18 protein-coding genes are annotated in these 17,296 nt (G+C 63.3%); 15 read left to right on the top strand and 3 right to left on the bottom strand.

Annotated features, from left to right (window positions below; translation table 11 throughout):
* Positions 1–19: 19 nt before the first annotated feature.
* From arsC to Q0894_RS06675, 4 genes are all read left to right on the top strand, one after another.
* A complete protein-coding gene (arsC, locus tag Q0894_RS06690; RefSeq protein WP_299232684.1) occupies positions 20–361 on the top strand; it encodes an arsenate reductase (glutaredoxin) in 342 nt (113 codons plus the stop codon).
* Positions 362–395: 34 nt separating this feature from the next.
* The gene (wrbA, locus tag Q0894_RS06685; RefSeq protein ID WP_299232681.1) at positions 396–1,019 is read left to right on the top strand and encodes an NAD(P)H:quinone oxidoreductase; all 624 of its coding nucleotides are present in this window, start codon (positions 396–398) and stop codon (positions 1,017–1,019) included.
* Complete coding sequence (locus Q0894_RS06680) at positions 1,016–1,420, top strand: DUF2069 domain-containing protein (protein ID WP_299232679.1); 405 nt, start codon at positions 1,016–1,018, stop codon at positions 1,418–1,420. The genes wrbA and Q0894_RS06680 overlap by 4 nt, the downstream gene beginning before the upstream one ends.
* Positions 1,421–1,523: 103 nt before the next feature.
* A complete protein-coding gene (locus Q0894_RS06675; protein WP_299232676.1) occupies positions 1,524–1,997 on the top strand; it encodes a cytochrome c in 474 nt (157 codons plus the stop codon).
* A gap of 98 nt (positions 1,998–2,095) precedes the next feature.
* Here the strand turns inward: Q0894_RS06675 and Q0894_RS06670 are convergent, their stop codons facing one another.
* On the bottom strand, positions 2,096–2,794 hold the full coding sequence (locus tag Q0894_RS06670; RefSeq protein ID WP_299232673.1) for a cytochrome b/b6 domain-containing protein: 699 nt from the start codon (positions 2,792–2,794) through the stop codon (positions 2,096–2,098).
* A gap of 119 nt (positions 2,795–2,913) precedes the next feature.
* Between Q0894_RS06670 and Q0894_RS06665 the strand changes: the two genes are divergently transcribed.
* The 3 genes from Q0894_RS06665 to pdxH all read left to right on the top strand — a co-directional run bounded on the left by Q0894_RS06665 (position 2,914) and on the right by pdxH (position 4,719).
* Entirely contained in the window at positions 2,914–3,612 is a 699-nt protein-coding gene (locus tag Q0894_RS06665; protein WP_299232670.1) for an AzlC family ABC transporter permease, read from the top strand.
* A complete protein-coding gene (locus tag Q0894_RS06660; RefSeq protein ID WP_299232667.1) occupies positions 3,609–3,956 on the top strand; it encodes an AzlD domain-containing protein in 348 nt (115 codons plus the stop codon). The genes Q0894_RS06665 and Q0894_RS06660 overlap by 4 nt, the downstream gene beginning before the upstream one ends.
* A gap of 121 nt (positions 3,957–4,077) precedes the next feature.
* Positions 4,078–4,719, top strand: a complete 642-nt coding sequence (gene pdxH, locus Q0894_RS06655) for a pyridoxamine 5'-phosphate oxidase (RefSeq protein ID WP_299232664.1) — start codon at positions 4,078–4,080, stop codon at positions 4,717–4,719.
* A gap of 132 nt (positions 4,720–4,851) precedes the next feature.
* On the opposite strand, the gene Q0894_RS06650 is transcribed toward pdxH, so the two are convergent.
* Complete coding sequence (locus Q0894_RS06650) at positions 4,852–7,599, bottom strand: bifunctional acetate--CoA ligase family protein/GNAT family N-acetyltransferase (protein WP_299232661.1); 2,748 nt, start codon at positions 7,597–7,599, stop codon at positions 4,852–4,854.
* Between the two features lie 122 nt (positions 7,600–7,721).
* On the opposite strand from Q0894_RS06650, the gene Q0894_RS06645 reads away from it, so the two are divergent.
* Together Q0894_RS06645 and Q0894_RS06640 are read left to right on the top strand one after the other, a co-directional pair.
* On the top strand, positions 7,722–8,705 hold the full coding sequence (locus Q0894_RS06645) for a histone deacetylase family protein (RefSeq protein ID WP_299232658.1): 984 nt from the start codon (positions 7,722–7,724) through the stop codon (positions 8,703–8,705).
* 63 nt (positions 8,706–8,768) lie between these two features.
* The gene (locus Q0894_RS06640) at positions 8,769–9,401 is read left to right on the top strand and encodes an XRE family transcriptional regulator (RefSeq protein WP_299232655.1); all 633 of its coding nucleotides are present in this window, start codon (positions 8,769–8,771) and stop codon (positions 9,399–9,401) included.
* Here the strand turns inward: Q0894_RS06640 and Q0894_RS06635 are convergent, their stop codons facing one another.
* On the bottom strand, positions 9,402–10,253 hold the full coding sequence (locus Q0894_RS06635; protein ID WP_299232652.1) for a formate dehydrogenase accessory sulfurtransferase FdhD: 852 nt from the start codon (positions 10,251–10,253) through the stop codon (positions 9,402–9,404).
* A 332-nt stretch (positions 10,254–10,585) separates the two neighbouring features.
* Here Q0894_RS06635 and Q0894_RS06630 point away from each other — a divergent pair, with 332 nt between their 5' ends.
* From Q0894_RS06630 to Q0894_RS06605, 6 genes are all read left to right on the top strand, one after another.
* Positions 10,586–11,017: a DUF3305 domain-containing protein gene (locus tag Q0894_RS06630; protein ID WP_299232649.1), complete on the top strand. Its 432-nt coding sequence runs from the start codon at positions 10,586–10,588 to the stop codon at positions 11,015–11,017.
* Complete coding sequence (locus Q0894_RS06625) at positions 11,014–11,637, top strand: DUF3306 domain-containing protein (protein ID WP_299232646.1); 624 nt, start codon at positions 11,014–11,016, stop codon at positions 11,635–11,637. The genes Q0894_RS06630 and Q0894_RS06625 overlap by 4 nt, the downstream gene beginning before the upstream one ends.
* Before the next feature lie 61 nt (positions 11,638–11,698).
* The gene (locus tag Q0894_RS06620; RefSeq protein WP_299232643.1) at positions 11,699–13,441 is read left to right on the top strand and encodes a 4Fe-4S dicluster domain-containing protein; all 1,743 of its coding nucleotides are present in this window, start codon (positions 11,699–11,701) and stop codon (positions 13,439–13,441) included.
* A gap of 16 nt (positions 13,442–13,457) precedes the next feature.
* Complete coding sequence (locus tag Q0894_RS06615; protein ID WP_299232641.1) at positions 13,458–14,099, top strand: molecular chaperone TorD family protein; 642 nt, start codon at positions 13,458–13,460, stop codon at positions 14,097–14,099.
* A 78-nt stretch (positions 14,100–14,177) separates the two neighbouring features.
* On the top strand, positions 14,178–14,381 hold the full coding sequence (locus Q0894_RS06610; RefSeq protein WP_161422757.1) for a twin-arginine translocation signal domain-containing protein: 204 nt from the start codon (positions 14,178–14,180) through the stop codon (positions 14,379–14,381).
* Between the two features lie 26 nt (positions 14,382–14,407).
* Entirely contained in the window at positions 14,408–17,260 is a 2,853-nt protein-coding gene (locus Q0894_RS06605; RefSeq protein WP_299232635.1) for a molybdopterin-dependent oxidoreductase, read from the top strand.
* Positions 17,261–17,296: the final 36 nt, after the last annotated feature.

Genomic DNA, 17,296 nt, shown 5'->3' with positions numbered 1-17,296 from the left:
ACGATCAGGAAATACTTGCATGCTGACGCTATTGCATAATCCTCGCTGCTCGAAATCACGCCAGGCTCTCGCCCTGCTCGAAGAAAAGGGTATCCCCGTAGCGATTCGTCGCTATCTTGACGAGCCGCTGAGTGAAGCCGAGCTTCGCGCGCTGATCGATCGCCTGGAGGGCGGTATCGAGCGCCTGGTGCGCACCAAGGAGAGCGAGTGGCAGAGCCTGGCCGCCGACGCCCGTGACCCGGAGCAGGTGGTTCAGGCGATCATCGCTCATCCGCGGCTTATGGAGCGGCCGATTGCCGACGATGGTAAGCGTGCCATCATCGGGCGCCCACCCGAGGACATTCTCGCCCTGCTCGATTGATACTTCCCCCTTTCCCCGAGCCTCAGGAGCCCCGATGAGCGCCTCCCTGCCCTATGTGTTGATCCTCTACTACTCCCGCCATGGTGCCACCCGGGCCATGGCCGAGCGCCTCGCCGCCGGCGTGGAGTCCCTGCGCGGCATCGAGGCGCGGCTGCGCACCGTGCCACCGGTATCCCCCACCTGTGAGGCGGTGGATCCCGAGATTCCCGCCGAAGGGGCGATCTATGCCTCTCTGGACGACCTGCGCCACTGTGCTGGCCTGGCCATCGGCAGCCCCACACGCTTCGGCAATATGGCGGCCCCCCTCAAGCACTTCCTCGATGGCACCAGCGAGCTGTGGCTAGGCGGCGCTCTGATCGACAAGCCGGCGACCGCCTTCACCTCCACCTCGAGCCTGCACGGGGGCCAGGAAACGACCTTGCTGACGATGCTGGTGCCCCTGCTGCACCACGGCATGGTCTATGCCGGTCTGCCCTATAGCGAGACCGAACTGATGGAAACGACCCGCGGCGGAACTCCTTATGGAGCCAGCCACCTCGCCGGCAAACGCAGCGACCAGCCCCTCGATGAGCATGAGCGCAACCTGGCCCAGGCTCAGGGGCGGCGGCTGGCGCGTCTCGCCCTGGCATTGGCCCCATTGCGGGAGCAGCACTCATGAGGGCCGCGCTGGAACGCCTGGAAAATGCCAAGGGCCTCGACCTGTTGACCGCCAGGATGCGCCGACTGGTGCTGGGCAGCTACGCCCTTCTGGTGGCTCTGATGGTCTACCGCGGCCTGCAGATCGATGGCGACAGCGGCCCGCTGGTGCCTATCGTTGCCTTCGTGCTCCCGCTGGTGCTCTTCCTGCCATCCTTGATCGGCAGGCGGCCCCGCGGTCATGCCTGGCTGGCCTTCGTCAGCCTGCTCTACTTTTCCCAGGGAGTCATGGTCGCCACGCTGCCTGGCCAGGGGCTACGCGGCTCACTGGAGGCGCTAGTCTCCCTGGTGCTGTTCGCCGGATGCACCGGCTATGCGCGCTTTCGGAGTCGTCAGCTGCGCGCCACCAACCGCGGCAGCTGAAACTCTTCCATGCTAGCCTTGCGAGGGGGGGGGATATCGAGCCAATCGACTGACACCCAACCAGCATCATAAAACGAATCGAAAAAAACGAAAGGAGCTCGTGATGACCGTAATGTTTCGCCCGCTGATCGCCCTTGGCCTCTCGGCTGCCCTGGCGTTGCCAATCGTCGCCCAAGCCGCCGAGCCCGAAGACGCCATCCACTATCGCCAATCCGCCCTCAGCGTGATGGCCTGGCAGATGGGTCCCATGGGTGCCATGGCCAAGGGCGATATGGAGTATGACGAGGAGGCATTTGCCACGCGTGCGAACAACCTGGCCGCCGTTGCCCACCTGCCCTGGGAAGGCTTTATGGAAGGCACCCTGAGGGGTGACGGCCACGGTATCGAGACAGGCGCTCTGGCCAAGATCGGCGAGGACTGGGCAGGCTTCGATGAGCGTCAGAAGACCTTCGAGCAGGAAGCTGCCACCTTGGCCCAGATGGTGGAGGATGGTGAGGCGTTCAGCGCCCTGCGCGCCCAGGTCGGTGCCGTCGGCAAGAGCTGCAAGGGCTGCCACGACGACTACCGCGCCGAGTGAGACCACCTGCCGTTAGATAACGAAGTATAGGTCGTGAAGCACCGGACCCACGGGCCGGCCTGATGGCCGCCCCGTGGGTTATTGAAGGATGCCGCCGATCACGCGTTCCAAAGCCAGATAACGGGCAAGGAAGAGAGCGCGAGCACCACTAGCGCTAGGGAGAGACTCGCGCCCCTGTCGTTCCTGAAGCCCGGCTTCGGCCCCTCCGCCGGCTCATCCTCCGGGCGCCCATCGACCGCCTTGCGGCCGGTGATCATGGCACTCACCAGTCGCTCCCCCTTGAGGCGATGGAACAGCAGCGCCATCAGATGCGCGGCGATCAACACCACCAACAAATCGGCATTCAGGGAGTGAAGCGAGGCGAGTGTCTTGACGACCTCGTTGCTCGCCCAGCCGTGGAGTGGTGCATCGAAGAAGATGTCATCGGTCAGAAAGAGGCCACTTGCCGCCTGAAACGTCAGTGATACCAGCATGACCAGCACCATGGCGCCCCCCAGCGGGTTGTGGCCGGCATAGTGAGGTGCCCTGCCACGCAGCAGGCACCGGCCGTAATCGATCATGCGACCCGGCGGGTATAAAAAGCTCGTAAAGCGCGCATGGGGGCTGCCCAACAGGCCCCAGAGCCAACGAAACAGCAGAATCCCCGCCAGCAGATAGCCCGCCCGAGCATGAATCTCTATGGGAAAGACGAAGGGCGCTCCCTCCGTTTTCATGGTGTAGAAGGATAGCCCCACCAGGGCCACCAGAGACCAGTGGAAGAGTCGTACGGGAATATCCCAGACCATCAGTCGTGTCATCTCGCCTCCCTGCCAACATTAGTCGAATTTCTTGCCAAAAGCTGCCAATCCGGTGGATCTACCTTAATATAGCTGGCATCACTCACCCCCACCCATCAGCAGCAAGGGAGTTTATCACCGTGTCGCCACCTTACGCCTGGAAGGAAGCCGGGAAGCTCACACTGCCGGTCATGTTCGGCTATCTGCCGCTGGGTGCCGCCTATGGCATCCTGGCCGTGGAAGTCGGCGTGCCCTGGTGGGCGGCGGTACTGATGTCACTGATCATCTATGCCGGCGCTGGTCAGTTTCTCGCCGTGGCGCTGCTTGCCGCCGGGGCCGGACTGATGGAGCTGGCGGTGGCCACGCTGATGCTCAACTCCCGCCACCTCTTCTATGGGCTATCACTGCTCAAGCGCTTTCAGGGTGCCGGCTGGCGCAAGCCCTACATGATCTTTGCCCTGACCGACGAGACCTATTCGCTGATCACCACTCTGCCCGCCGCCACACATGGCCGTGATCATGCCCTGGCCTTCCGTATCTGCCTGCTGAACCAGGCCTGGTGGGTGCTCGGCTCCGTCGCAGGAGTGCTGGCGGGCACCACGCTGACCTTCAACAGCCAGGGGATCGAGTTTGCCCTGACGGCACTGTTTATCGTGCTCACTCTCGAGCAGGCGCGCCGGCTGCGTCGCTGGCTACCCTTTGGCATCGCCATCTTGACTGGCATCGCGGGGGTATGGCTGGTGCCTGACCGCCATCTGCTGCTGAGCGCCATCGGCGCGGCCAGCCTGATCCTGCTGTTTCACTACTCACTCGGCCGCCACCAGGAGACCCGCACATGAGCACCCCAGCCCTGCTGATATTTATCGCCGTCTGTGCGCTGGCGACCTTCGCCACACGTGTGACTCCCTTCGTGGCCCTCGCGCGACATGCTGACCATCCCCTTATCCTGCACCTCGGGCGCTACCTGCCACCCACGGTGATGATGATTCTGGTGATCTATGCCTTGCGTGACTTCCGTCCGCTGATCGACGGCCACCTCAATGCCGGTGCCAACGGCTGGCCAATGATCATAGCCTCGCTGATCGTCGCCCTGCTGCATCTGTGGCGACGCAACGCGCTGCTGTCGATCATCGGTGGCACCGGGGCCTACATGGCGATGGTACAGCTTGGCTGGATGGTATAAGAGCGCCATTCACTTCCCCCCTGCCAAGTGCCAGGAATCCTGACTACGATCAAAAACAACGGTTGAGCTGCGCCAGCGAAGCGGCGACCATGCACATCAGCTTCCAGGAGATATAATCACGATGACACGCAACATTTCCGATATCCGCCGTGACTACGAGGGTGGTCAGCTCGACGAGTCGCAGGCGACCGATGACCCCATGCCGCTGTTCGAGGAGTGGTTGACCCTGGCGCTGGAGAGTGAGGGCCTCGATGGAAATGCCATGACGCTGGCCACGGTGGATAGCCAGGGGCGTCCCCATGCACGTGTGGTGCTGCTCAAGGGGGTCGACGATAACGGCTTCGTCTTCTACACCAACTACCACAGTCACAAGGGCAGCGAGCTGACCAACGTGCCCCGGGCCGCCCTGACATTCTGGTGGCCCTCGCTGTCTCGCCAGGTGCGTATCGAAGGGAGCGTCGAGCAGGTCAGCGAGCAGGAGTCCGACGAGTACTTTGCCAGCCGCCCGCGGGCCAGTCAGCTGGGGGCCTGGATCGCGACCCAGAGCGTGGTGATTCCCGACCGTAGCTGGATCGAGGAGCGCAAGAGCCGATTCGAGCAGGCCTATGAGGGCCAGGAGATCAACCGTCCGGTCCACTGGGGTGGCTATCGCGTCATACCCGAAATGATCGAGTTCTGGCAGGGTCAGCCCAGCCGTCTGCATGACCGCATCCGCTATGAACATCGTGACGGCGCCTGGCATCATTTCCGTCTGGCACCCTAGATGACACCCTAGACCCGCCCCGGGAAGCCCCATTGATATTTCATGTAAAGGTGCTGCTCGAACCTGGCACGTCCTGGCTGCCCCGTCCTACTGGACGGGGCGTCTCTATCCGCCCCTCAGTCCGACTGCCCCTCAGTCCGCCAGGCTCTCCAGGCGGTGGCGTTGCCACTCACTCTCGGGCTCGTTGAGGCGCAGCACGGCATCCACCACCTGCTCCTCCATGTTGTAGCGCTGCTTGAAACCCAGGTGCTTCATCAGCGCCCGCATGGGGTGGTTGTCGACCATGATCTTGCCGATCATCTCCAGCGTGCCGACACTCTTGCAGTAGTTGATCATCTTGTTCATCAGCAGGCTGCCGATCCCCAGGCCCTGTAGATCATCGCGGATGATGACGGAAAACTCGGTACGAATGTTGTCGGGGTCGTTCCAGACCCGGACCACGCCCAGCATCTCCTTGCGACCATCTTCCAGCAGGTGCTCGGCGATAAAGGCCATCTGTCGGTCGTAGTTGATATGCGAGAGCATCGACAGGTCACGCTGGGTCAGATCGGCCTTGTTATGGAAGTATCGGAATCGAATGCTCTCTTCCGAGAGCTTGTCATGGAAACTGGTAATCAGCGGGGCATCCTCTGCCCGGATGGGACGGACCTCGACCTCCCAGCCATTGTTCAGCGTGGTCCACTCTCGAAGCTCCTCGGGATAGGGCATGATCGCGAAGCGAGCCGGGCGTCCCAGGTCCATGGCGAAGTCTACCGCGACCACGCCATCTCGATTGAGCAGCAGCGGATTGATCTCCAGCCCCCGCAGCTCGAGAAGGTCGGTGGCCATCTGCGACAACTTGACCAGTAGCTGGCACAGTCGGTCGATATCACGCTCGGGGTCGCTCGAGTGTTCGTGGATCAGACGTGCGACATGGGTGTGCTCCACCAGATCCTCGGCCAGCCGCATATTGAGCGGCGGCAGAGCGACCTGGCGATCGGCCAGGATATTGACCTTGTAACCGCCGATCCCGAATACCACCACGGGGCCGAATACCGGGTCGCGGGTAATTCCCGCACACACCTGCATGGAGTGCTTGCCCCGCTGCATCGGCTGCAGGCAGTACTCGCGGACCTCGAAGGCGGGATAGTTCTCGGCAACCTTTTCTCGCAGCAGCTCGATGCCCTCTGCCACCTGCTGCGGCGTCTTCAGGTCCTGAAGCAGCCCTGCGGAGAGGCGGTGTGGGTGCTTGCGGTACCGGAATGGCCGACAGTTGCCCTCATGAATCACCTTCAACGCCATGCTGCCACCCAGGGCTTGTGCTGCCAGGGCGCCCTCTTCGGCCGTCGTGACATAACGGCTTGGCGCCACCGGAATACCGTAGGCCTCGAGCACCTGAGCGGCCTCGGAGTGCGTCAGTGTCTCTCGCCCTTCAGCCTTGACCGACTCGATCAGCTTGCGGCACCGCACCCGAATCTCACGATTTGTGGAAAATGGCAGGCTTGGCGGCGTCTCCTGCAGCAGTGACTGCACACGCTGATAGTCCACCATGTGCATGAAGGCCTTGATCGCCTGCTCGGGAGAGACGTAGGTCGGAATGCCTGCCAGGTTACATTCGTGCCGCGCGGAAAAGGCCTCCTCCAGCCCCATGAAGCTGGTCAGCAGGTTACGCCGAAAGCGTTTGCGATTGGCCACCAGTGCCTGGGCGGTGACCTTGGAAGGCGCCAGTCGAGTGGGGGCATGTACCACCAGCACCGCATCGACGTTGGGATCCCCCGCCACCACTTCCAGGGCATCCACCATCATCTCCGGGGTGGCGTTACCCCCGAGGTCGACGGGGTTTTCTCCGGGCTTGCTGATATCCATGTCCCCGCTGCGCAGGGTTCGACGCGTCTCCTCCGTGAAGTCCGCCAGTTTGCCACCGGCGGTGATCAGCTTGTCGATGGCCAGCATTGCCGGCCCCAGCCCGTTCGAGACGATCGCCAGGCGATCCCCGCGCAAGGGCTTCATCCGTGACAGGGTCATCAGGGCGTCGAACAGCTCGTCGGAGTCATGGACCCTTACCACGCCGGCACGCGAAAAGGCGGCATCGAAGATCTGGTCGCGATTGGCGATGCCCGGGGTCGGCGGCAGCTCCGTGAGATCGGACTGGCGGGTGCGCCCACTCTTGATGGCCAGCACCAGGCGATTGCGCGACGCATCGCGCAACGCCGTCATGAAGTGCTGGGCATCCATCACCTTCTCGAGATGCAGCAGGATGGCCTGGCTGGGCGAGTACTGGTTGATATAGTCGAGCAGGTCGGGAAGCATCACATCGACGCTGTCCCCAAGGGTGATCAGGTGAGAAAAGCCAACCCCACGCCCCGCCGCCCAGTCGATCATCGCCGTGCCCAGCATGCCTGACTGCCCCAGGTAGGCGACCTTGCCCCGCTTGATGGTCTGGCTGGCATAGGAGGCGTTGAGTCGGCGACCGGGAACGATCAGGCCCATGCATTCTGGGCCCAGCACGCGGATGCCCGAGGCCCGGGCGGCATCCAGCATGCGGCTGCGAATCGAGGCCTTGCCATCGCGCTCCTCGTCGAGGTGTGAGCCGCCGGAAAGCACCAGAGCGGCACGACAGCCGAAACTTCCCAACCGGGAGATACGTCCCGGCACTGTCTCGATCGGGGAACAGATCACCGCCAGGTCGGGCACCTCGGGAAGCTGAGACACCCGGGAGAAGCCCGGTTGACCATGTACGCTGCTGTAGCCCTTGGGGTTCACCGCCCAGATGGCGCCGGGATACTCCCCCTCGAGAAGGTTGCGGATAACGATCCCCCCCAGGGATCCCGGCTTTTCCGAGGCACCGATCACGGCGATGGTACCGGGTTCGAAGAAGTGACGAAGGAAACGGGTACTCACGGAGATCTCCCGGCAGTTGGCGCATGGCGTTTGAGGTAACTGCCTACTGTGTACGACCTATTGACACTGTCTGGCAAGGGCTCGAGACAAGTAAAGTGAGCCGAGTCTGCATGGAGAGCCACATGATTACCGGATATATCACGCATCCCGACTGCCAGCTTCATCATATGGGGCCGGAGCACCCGGAAAGTCCCCTGAGACTCGAGGCGATTCGCGCTCGCCTCTCCCTGACGGGAACCCTGCAGCAGACCATGCAGACCGAGGCGCGCCCGGCGACCGAGGAGGAGCTCGCCCTGGTTCATCCCGTGCGCCACCTTCGCGCCCTGGACAAGTGCTTGCCGGAAACGGGCATCGTCACCCTGGACAGTGACACCATGATGAACCCCGACAGCCTCAAGGCGGCGCGCGTCGCCGCCGGTGCGGTGATCCGCGGTGTCGACCAGGTGTTTCGTCGCCAGTCCGACAACGTCTTCTGTGCGGTGCGCCCGCCCGGCCACCATGCCGAAGCCACCGACGCCATGGGGTTCTGTTTCTATAACAATATCGCGGTGGGCGCCGCCTACGCCCGTGAGAAATATGGTGCGCGACGCATCGCCATCCTCGACTTCGATGTCCATCAGTGCAATGGCACCATCGACATCTTCAAGGATGACCCCGAGGTACTGGTCTGCACCAGCTTTCAGTTCCCCTTCTATCCCTGGCGCTACCTGCGTAGCGAATGGCAGAACGTTGTCAACACGCCGCTCTCCGCCGGCACCGATAGCGCAGGCTTTCGTCGGGCCATCGAGGATGACTGGCTACCCGCCCTGCACCGTTTCAAGCCCGATCTGGTGCTGCTCTCCTCTGGCTTCGACGCCCATCGTGAGGATGATATGGCCGAGCTCTGCCTGGAGGATGAAGACTTCCACTGGGTGACACGGATGGCATTGGAAATTGCCGAGCTCTATGCCGACGGCCGCCTGGTATCGGTACTCGAAGGGGGCTACCACCTGGCGTCACTGGGACGCAGTGTCGACGCCCACGTCAAGGCGTTGCTCGGGCTGCCTTTCGGTGATGGCGCAGGCGGTGACGAGGGTGTCGTGGCGGTTGAGGGTAACCGCAGATAGCCGACACCCGGTGGCGCTGTGGTAAGCTGAGGAAAATCTGTTTCCTATAGTGAACAAACGAGCATGCCAGATACCACCGACCAGGATGCCGCCCTGCGCATCGCCTCCGGGCGCAAACCCTTCGTGGAACCGCTGCGCCTCGGCGAGCGTCTCCGTGAGATACGTCTCTCTAATCAATGGACGCTGGAGGATGTCAGTCAGCGCACGGGGCTTGCCCGCTCCACCCTGTCGAAGATCGAGAATGACCAGATCTCGCCGACCTTCACCGCCGTTCAGAAACTGATCGGCGGGCTGGACATCGACCTTCCCCAGCTTCTCTCCCCGCCACGCCAGCAAACTCGCACAATGGGGCGCCGCGATCTGACACGACGTGGTCAGGGTGACCTGCACCCGACACCCACCTATGAGCATGAGCTGCTCAGCTGCGAGCTGGCGCAGAAGCGCATGATCCCCTTCAAGACCATCGTGCGGGCGCGTGCCTTCGAGGACTTCAGCGAGTGGGTGCGCCATGACGGCGAGGAGTTTCTGATGGTGCTGGAGGGCGAGATCCTGCTCTACTCGGAGTTCTACGAACCGCTACGCCTGGAGAGGGGCGACAGCATTTACTTCGACAGCGCCATGGGCCATGCGCTGGTCTCTACCAGCGAACAGGACGCCGTGGTGCTATCGGTATGTACCCGCGGTGAGGCCGCCTGATCAGGCTTTCTCGCGTCGCTTGTCCCCCGGGCGCCTGGCGGGGACAGCATCGAGCTCGAGGCGTCGGTGAGCATGGATCGCCTGGAAGTGGCGTCCCTTGGCGCGGGCGATCAGCATGACGCCGAACCGCTCCGCCAGCTCCACGCCCTTCTGGGTCACCCCCGAGCGCGACACCAACACCCCGATGCCCATCTGGGCCACCTTGATCACCATCTCCGAGGTCAGGCGGCCGGTGGTATAGAAGATATCCGATGCTGTGATAGCCCCCTCTTCCAGCCACTGACGTCCCGCCAGGGTATCCACCGCATTGTGGCGTCCCACGTCCTCCACGAAGTCGAGCACCTCGGATTGACGGCAGAGTGCACAGCCATGCACCGCTCCGGCGCTGCGGTAGGTCTCGTTATAGGCCCCCAGATTCTCGAGTAGTGCATAGAGGACCGACTGGCGAACCGGCTCGACGGAAAGAGGCTGCTGGGGCACGGCATCCAGCAGACGGCCGAAGACCGTGCCCTGGCCACACCCAGTGGTCACGGTACGATGCCCGAGCCGCTCATCGAGATCCTCGGGAAGGTGGCGGGTGACCACCGCCGCGGCCTCCACCTCCCAGTCGACGTGCACCGCCACCAGGTCCTCGCGGCGCTCAATCAACCCCTGATTGCGCAGATAGCCCACCACCAGGGCCTCGGGGTCCGCTCCCAGGGTCATCAGGGTGACGATCTCTCGCTTGTTGAGATAGAGGGTCAGCGGACGCTCGGCGGCAATCGCCTGGCGACGGTGATCGCCATACTCATCGAGCACCTCGATCTCCAGGGTGGCGGGCAGGCGGGCGCGGCTAAGGCTGATCGGTGGCATCCGTTACGAGCTCCCGGCAAACTATAACTGTAGGCAGGCCATGATGGCATTCCCGATACAGAAAGTCTTTACTGGCCTACTGGCCCCCTAGGGCTATTGCCGTTACCAGTACCAAGGGGCGCTGGGGATAAGCCGAAGAGGAGGTCCTACGCCATGGGTGAGAAGCACTGCTTCGAACGGGCTGGCCATGGATGGCCAGCACCGGACCTGCAAGCGGAGCGGGACGCGAGAGCGCCGCAGGGCGTCGGTAGCGTACAGGGAGGTATTCACAGCGCCTCCTCGCAGGCTTGTCGCCAGGTTAGCCCCGAGCTACCTATCCGAGAGTTCTTCCCATGACAGCCTTCTCAAATCACCGCGCCGTAAGTCTCACGCTGGATGAGCAGACAACACGTATCAAGGGCTTTGTCTCACGGCGCCACTTTATCCGTGAGCTGACCTTGGGTGACGACGGACCCTGGACCCTGACACTGCAGCTCACCATGACCGAGCGTGCCGCCTACCGTTTCAATCTCACCTCCGAGACGCCGCGACTCTTCGTGCGCGGCGGCGACGCCGGCGAGCCCCCTGTGCCATCGGCGATCACCGCCAGCCAGGACGTCGCCGGCAGCTGGATGGATGGTGAGCAGGAGGTGTTGGAGGTGGCGATGCCCCTGGCGATTCAGGCCTGGATCGAAGCCTATCTGAGCCGCCATGGCGAGGCGCCGCCGGAAGGACGCAAGAAGAAACGCAAGGGGGCGGGACGCGCCCGGGAGATCACGCCATGAGCCGTTTCGAGCGCTGGTCGCGCCGCAAACTGGGTGAAGAGTCGCAGATGGCAACACCACTGCCCGATGGTGCGCCTTTAGACGAGCCAGACAATCACGTCACTCACGCGACTTCCAGTGACAACCTTCCGAGTGAGAACCAAGCGGGGGAGGCGCGAGAGGCCGAGCCGCTTGCACCCGGCAGCCTCGATCACACACTGCCGGACCCCGACACCCTCCCGGCCGAGGCCGACTTCTCTGCCTACCTGCAGCAGGGGATCAGCCGCCAGCTTCGCCGACGGGCGCTGCGCCGTCTCTGGTCGGCCGGCAACTACGGGATACGAGACGGGCTCGACGACTATGACGAAAACTATAATGAAGTACTCAAGCCGCTCGCCCGGGACATGGCCGAGCAGCTGCGCCGGTGGACTCGCCCCAGTGAAGAGGCCCTCGAGGAGACCCCGCAAGAGGCGCAGCACGCGGGCGATGATGTCGACACCGGCACTCAAGCGTCACGGCCTGGCGAGTCGCCATCCGATGCTCAGCGAGACGACGACGTCGAGGGCTTGTCGCGCCATGAGGAGTCGGCGCAGAGTCCATTAGACGAAGAGGCGACAGACGGCGATAATAAGCTTATCTAAATGTGATATTTTTATATTTCCTAAAATAAAAACAAACGCGACACTACGACCGTGAGGCTGCATGACACCATCCATTGACGCCATAACCGTGGCCATTGATGCCATAACCGTGGACGATGCGGCCAACCGCAGCGCCCGCGAGACGGCGAGACAGCGTGTTTCCTGGCCGGTCAACCTGACACCGGCCAGCGTCACCTATGAAAGTGCCGGGCATGCCCTGCTCCTCGGCGACGAGGTTAGCGTGCGTCAGGCGGCGGCACGCCTGCAGCGCAGCGGCCTTGCCGCCATTGCACTGCTGATCACCGAGCCGAGTGCCGATGAGGCAGGGCTCGACGAGAATCAGCTCGAGACGCTGCTTGCGAGTACCCGCCAGCTACCCTGCCGGACGCTTACGCCCACCCAGCGTAGCCAGCTGCATATCGAGGGCTATCTCGGGCAGTTCAGCATCGGCCTGCATGGCCCGGACGCCCCCCTGGATCTGGCACTGGCGTTGCTCGGCCGTCGATACGCCGACCTGATTCTCGATCTGGGACGCTCCCCCGTGCTGGAGCTCGAGCTCCCCCCTCCCGGCTATCGGCACCTCTCCCTCCAGGATTCGGCATGTGATGTCGAGCTAAGCGAGTTTGCCGAGCTGGTCGGAGAGTTCGACAAGCCACGTTACTTTCAGATTAACGCCGACCTCTGCGCCCACTCCGCCTCCGGCAATGTCGGGTGTACACGTTGCCTCGAGGTCTGCCCCGCTGATGCCATCTCCAGCCACAAGGGGCGTATCGAGTCGCGCATCGAGATCGACCCCTACCTCTGCCAGGGCGTCGGCAGCTGCTCCAGCGCCTGCCCGACCGGCGCCATCCAGTTCCGTCTGCCTGAGCCCGCTCGCCAGCAGGAGGCACTCATCAGCTGGCTGGACGCCTATCGCCAGGCCGGCGGCAAGGCGCCGGTGATGCGCTTTGTCGAGGCCGCAGACCTGGAGGATGAGGCCGATGCCCCAGCGGGCCACCTGCTCGATGTACCGCTGGAGGAGCTGGGCAATGCCGGGCACGACCAGTGGCTCACCGCCCTGGCCGCCGGTGCCTCCGAGGTGAGAATCCAGGTACATGCCGACCTGCCGGCCACACTGATCGCCTTTATCGATGACCAGATCGCCCAGGCCCGGGTGATGCTGGAGGCCCTGGGCCATGACCCGGGTCGGATTCGTCGCATCCAGCGCGGCGACAGTGCCACCCGCGACGCCCTACCGCAGCGACTGCCTCTCGGCGAAGAGCCTCTTGTGCTCTCGGGGGATGGGAAGCGCGAGCGCTTCGAGGCAGTGCTGGCACGCCTGACGGCCCTGGGCGAGAGCAGCGGGCGACGCCACCCCATGCCAGCGGAGTCGGCGTATGGCGGCCTGGAGGTGAATCGCGACGCCTGCACACTCTGCTTTGCCTGCGTCAGCAACTGCCCCACCCCGGCCCTGGCCACCGGCGATCAGACGCCGATGCTCAGCTATCGCGAGGCCGACTGCGTGCAGTGTGGCCTGTGCGTCGAGGCCTGTCCCGAGGATGCCATTCGTCTGCTGCCTGGCTTCCTGGCCGATCCCAGCCGCACCGAACGCCAGGTGCGTCACGAGGAAGCGCCCTTCTGCTGCATTCGCTGTGACAAGCCCTTCGCGACCGCCGCCACCATCGCCAACATCAAGGCGAAACTGGCCGACCACCCCTACTTCGCCGGTGATGCCGCCGCGCGTCTCGAGATGTGCGAGGACTGCCGCGTCAAGGATGTGTGGCAGACCATGGCCCGCGACCCGGAATCACAACTCAAGGTATGACGCCATGACTCGGGAAATGGAATCGTCAGTGCCGGCCAGGGAGGATGAGGTGGCGATGGAGCAGGACGCGCTGCGCGCCGACCTCTACCGACTCCTGGCTCGCCTGATACGCGAACCCGCCGACGCGCCTCTGCTTGCCTGGCTGGCCGACCACCAGTCGGATGACAGCATCGAGACGCACCAGGACGCCGTCGTCTCGGCCCTGATGGCGCTGGCGCAGGCGGCGGCTGCCGCCAGCCCGGAAGAGCTGGAGCGCGCCCACTTCCGCCACCTGGTGGGGGTGATCCAGGGGGAAATCACCCCCTATGCCTCATGGTATCGCCATGGCGAGCTGATGGAACAGGCACTGGTCGCACTGCGCGAGGACCTGCGACGACTGGGCTTCGCGCGTAGTGACACCAGTCATGACCCTGAAGATCATCTGGCCGCCATGCTCGAGGTGATGGCCATGTTGGTCGAGGAGCAATCACTGGAGGCCGGGGGGTTCTTTATGTCGCATCTTGCCCCGTGGGCGGAGCGTTGCCTCGACGACCTGGCCCGGGTCGATACGCTCTTCTATGCTCGAACTGGAGAGCTGGGCAAAGCCTTCATCGCCGAGGAGCACAGTCAGCTGGCGGCAGAGACAGAGCGCTCCCCGGTCAGAATCATCGAACCCTGAAATTACCGGCCCGATGTTGGCTGTTGGCCATGACAGAGATGACGAGAAGAAAAATTGAGCATGAGAAAGGAGAAGACCATGCGTGCGACAAGCAACCCCGAACGTAGGCGCTTCCTGAAGACACTCGGTGTGGGTACCGTCGCGGCGGGGACTGCTGCTGCAGTGGGACATGTGACCCTGGTCCAGGCAGACGCCGAGCAGAAGGCCGCTCCTCAAAAGGCCGACACCCACTATCGCGAAACGCCCCATATCCGCGCCTTCTACGCCACCCTGCGTGATTGACGGCTGCCAGCAAGGAGAGAAATGTCATGCGTCTGACTCGTAAGGCACCGTCCCAGCAGCCTCAGGGCCTGGGAATTTCTCGTCGCCAGTTCCTCAAGCGAAGCGGTGCGACCACCGGTGGCCTCGCTGCCGCCGGCTTCATGGGAACGCCGATGATGCGGCGTGCCGAGGCCGCCGAGAAGACTGCGGTTTCCAACGCTCCGGTGGAAACCAAGCGCACCATCTGCTCCCACTGTTCCGTAGGCTGTGGTGTCTATGCCGAGGTCCAGGAGGGCGTCTGGACCAAGCAGGAGCCGGCCTTCGACCACCCCATCAACCGTGGTGCTCACTGTGCCAAGGGAGCCTCGCTTCGCCAGCACGGTCACTCCACCCGCCGCCTCAAGTACCCCATGAAGCTGGTGGGCGGCGAATGGCAGCGCCTGAGCTGGGATGATGCCATCGAGGAGATCGGCAGCAAGGTGCTGGAACTCACCGACCAGCATGGTCCCGACAGCATCTACTGGCTGGGTTCGGCCAAGTTCAATAACGAACAGGCCTATCTGATGCGCAAGTTCGCCGCCTTGGCCGGTACCAACAATACCGACCACCAGGCGCGCATCTGTCACTCCACCACGGTGGCCGGCGTAGCGAACACCTGGGGCTATGGAGCGATGACCAACTCGCTCAACGATATTCAGAACAGCAAGTCGATTCTGTTTATCGGCTCCAACCCCAGCGAAGCGCATCCGGTCGCCATGCAGCACATTCTGCTGGCCAAGGAGAAGAGCAACTGCGAGATCATCGTTGCCGATCCTCGCTTCACGCGGACTGCCGCCAAGGCCAACAAGTTCGTGCGCATCCGCCCCGGCTCAGACGTCGCCTTTATCTGGGGCCTGCTGTGGCACATCTTCGCCAACGGCTGGGAGGATCGCGAATATATCGAGCAGCGCGTCTATGCCATGGACGAGGTGCGCGCCGAAGTCGCCAACTTCCCTCCCGGCGAGGTGGAGCGCATCACCGGCGTGCCCGAGGCGCAGATGTATGACACCGCCCGACGACTCGCCGAAAACCGTCCCGGCTGCATCGTCTGGTGCATGGGGGGAACCCAGCACACCACCGGCAACAACAACACCCGCGCCTACTGCATTCTGGAGCTGGCACTCGGCAACGTCGGCAAGTCCGGCGGTGGCGCCAACATCTTCCGCGGCCACGACAACGTCCAGGGCGCCACGGACCTGGGACTGATGTCCCACTCGCTACCCGGCTACTATGGCCTGTCCGAAGGGGCCTGGAAGCACTGGGCCCGAGTCTGGGATCTCGACTACGAGTGGCTGAAGAGCCGCTTCGACCAGACCGAGTACGCCGATGGCAAGCCCATGCACACCAACGGCATCACGGTATCGCGCTGGATCGATGGCGTACTGGAAGATGACGAGAATATTTCCCAGCGCACTCAGCTCAAGGCGATGTTCTACTGGGGGCATGCGGTCAACTCCCAGACCCGCGGCCCCGAGATGCAGAAGGCCATGCAGCAGCTGGAGATGATGGTCATCGTCGACCCCTACCCCACGGTGGCGGGCGTCATGCATGGGCGGCAGGACGGTGTCTACCTGCTGCCGGCGGCCACTCAGTTCGAGACCACCGGGAGTGTCACCGCGACCAACCGCTCGCTGCAGTGGCGCGACAAGGTCATCGACCCACTGTTCGAGGCCAAGCCTGACCACGAGATCATGTACCTGCTCTCGCGCAAGCTGGGCTTCGCCGAAGAGCTCTTCAAGAACATCACGGTGAATGGCACCGAGCCACTTATCGAGGACATCACTCGCGAGTTCAATGCCGGCATGTGGACGGTGGGCTATACCGGCCAGAGCCCCGAGCGCCTCAAGCAACATCAGAAGAACTGGCACACCTTCAGCTTCAGTGACCTCAAGGCCCAGGGAGGCCCCGCCGATGGCGACTACTATGGCCTGCCATGGCCGTGCTGGGGAACGGCAGAGATCGGTCACCCCGGCACACCGATCCTCTATGACACCAGCAAGAAGGTCTCCGAGGGTGGCCTGACCTTCCGCGCCCGCTTCGGCATCGAGCGTGATGGTGAGAACATCCTCTCCGACGGCTCATACAGCCGGGGGTCCGAGCTGGAGGATGGCTATCCGGAGTTCACCGCCCAGATGCTCAAGGATCTTGGCTGGTGGGACGACCTGACGGAGGAGGAGAAGGCCGAAGCCGAGGGCAAGAACTGGAAGACAGACCTCTCCGGCGGCATCCAGCGCGTGGCCATCGCCCACGAGTGCGCCCCGTTCGGCAACGCCAAGGCACGCTGCAATGTCTGGACCTTCCCGGATCCCATTCCCAAGCACCGCGAGCCGCTCTACACCAGCCGCCGCGATCTGGTGAAGGACTATCCGACCTGGGATGACGTCGGCTCCCACTATCGCCTGCCGACTCTCTATCGCAGCATTCAGGAGAAGGATGTCACCGACAGATATCCGATCATCCTGACCTCCGGCCGCCTGGTGGAGTACGAAGGCGGTGGCGAGGAGACACGCTCCATGTCGTGGCTGGCCGAGCTGCAGCAGGAGATGTTCGTCGAGATCAACCCGGCACTGGCGAACGACCTGGGCATCGCCGAGGGCGAGGATGTCTGGGTAGAAGGTGCCGAGGGGGGACGCGTCAAGGTCAAGGCGCTTGTCACTCCGCGCGTGGCGCGTGAGGTCGTGTTCATGCCCTTCCACTTCGGTGGCAAGTTTCAGGGCGAGAACCTGCATGACCGCTATCCGGAGGGATCGGCCCCCTACGTGCAGGGCGAGGCGGCCAACACCGCCACGACCTACGGTTACGACTCGGTGACCCAGATGCAAGAAACCAAGTGCACCCTGTGCCGTATCGAGCGCGCCTGACGCCTGACGTGAAACGCGGAGTGGCCAGGTTCCACT

Origin of the sequence: uncultured Halomonas sp. (assembly GCF_947501415.1) — a bacterium.
GTDB lineage: Bacteria > Pseudomonadota > Gammaproteobacteria > Pseudomonadales > Halomonadaceae > Halomonas.
This window is presented reverse-complemented; position numbering and strand designations above follow the sequence as displayed.

Excerpts from the sequence above, each read along its gene's own strand:
- arsC (WP_299232684.1), top strand. The coding sequence starts at position 20 with ATGCTGACGCTATTGCATAATCCTCGCTGCTCGAAATCACGCCAGGCT.
- wrbA (WP_299232681.1), top strand. The coding sequence starts at position 396 with ATGAGCGCCTCCCTGCCCTATGTGTTGATCCTCTACTACTCCCGCCAT.
- Q0894_RS06680 (WP_299232679.1), top strand. The coding sequence starts at position 1,016 with ATGAGGGCCGCGCTGGAACGCCTGGAAAATGCCAAGGGCCTCGACCTG.
- Q0894_RS06675 (WP_299232676.1), top strand. The coding sequence starts at position 1,524 with ATGACCGTAATGTTTCGCCCGCTGATCGCCCTTGGCCTCTCGGCTGCC.
- Q0894_RS06670 (WP_299232673.1), bottom strand. The coding sequence starts at position 2,794 with ATGACACGACTGATGGTCTGGGATATTCCCGTACGACTCTTCCACTGG.
- Q0894_RS06660 (WP_299232667.1), top strand. The coding sequence starts at position 3,609 with ATGAGCACCCCAGCCCTGCTGATATTTATCGCCGTCTGTGCGCTGGCG.
- pdxH (WP_299232664.1), top strand. The coding sequence starts at position 4,078 with ATGACACGCAACATTTCCGATATCCGCCGTGACTACGAGGGTGGTCAG.
- Q0894_RS06645 (WP_299232658.1), top strand. The coding sequence starts at position 7,722 with ATGATTACCGGATATATCACGCATCCCGACTGCCAGCTTCATCATATG.
- Q0894_RS06640 (WP_299232655.1), top strand. The coding sequence starts at position 8,769 with ATGCCAGATACCACCGACCAGGATGCCGCCCTGCGCATCGCCTCCGGG.
- Q0894_RS06635 (WP_299232652.1), bottom strand. The coding sequence starts at position 10,253 with ATGCCACCGATCAGCCTTAGCCGCGCCCGCCTGCCCGCCACCCTGGAG.
- Q0894_RS06630 (WP_299232649.1), top strand. The coding sequence starts at position 10,586 with ATGACAGCCTTCTCAAATCACCGCGCCGTAAGTCTCACGCTGGATGAG.
- Q0894_RS06625 (WP_299232646.1), top strand. The coding sequence starts at position 11,014 with ATGAGCCGTTTCGAGCGCTGGTCGCGCCGCAAACTGGGTGAAGAGTCG.
- Q0894_RS06620 (WP_299232643.1), top strand. The coding sequence starts at position 11,699 with ATGACACCATCCATTGACGCCATAACCGTGGCCATTGATGCCATAACC.
- Q0894_RS06615 (WP_299232641.1), top strand. The coding sequence starts at position 13,458 with ATGGAATCGTCAGTGCCGGCCAGGGAGGATGAGGTGGCGATGGAGCAG.
- Q0894_RS06610 (WP_161422757.1), top strand. The coding sequence starts at position 14,178 with ATGCGTGCGACAAGCAACCCCGAACGTAGGCGCTTCCTGAAGACACTC.
- Q0894_RS06605 (WP_299232635.1), top strand. The coding sequence starts at position 14,408 with ATGCGTCTGACTCGTAAGGCACCGTCCCAGCAGCCTCAGGGCCTGGGA.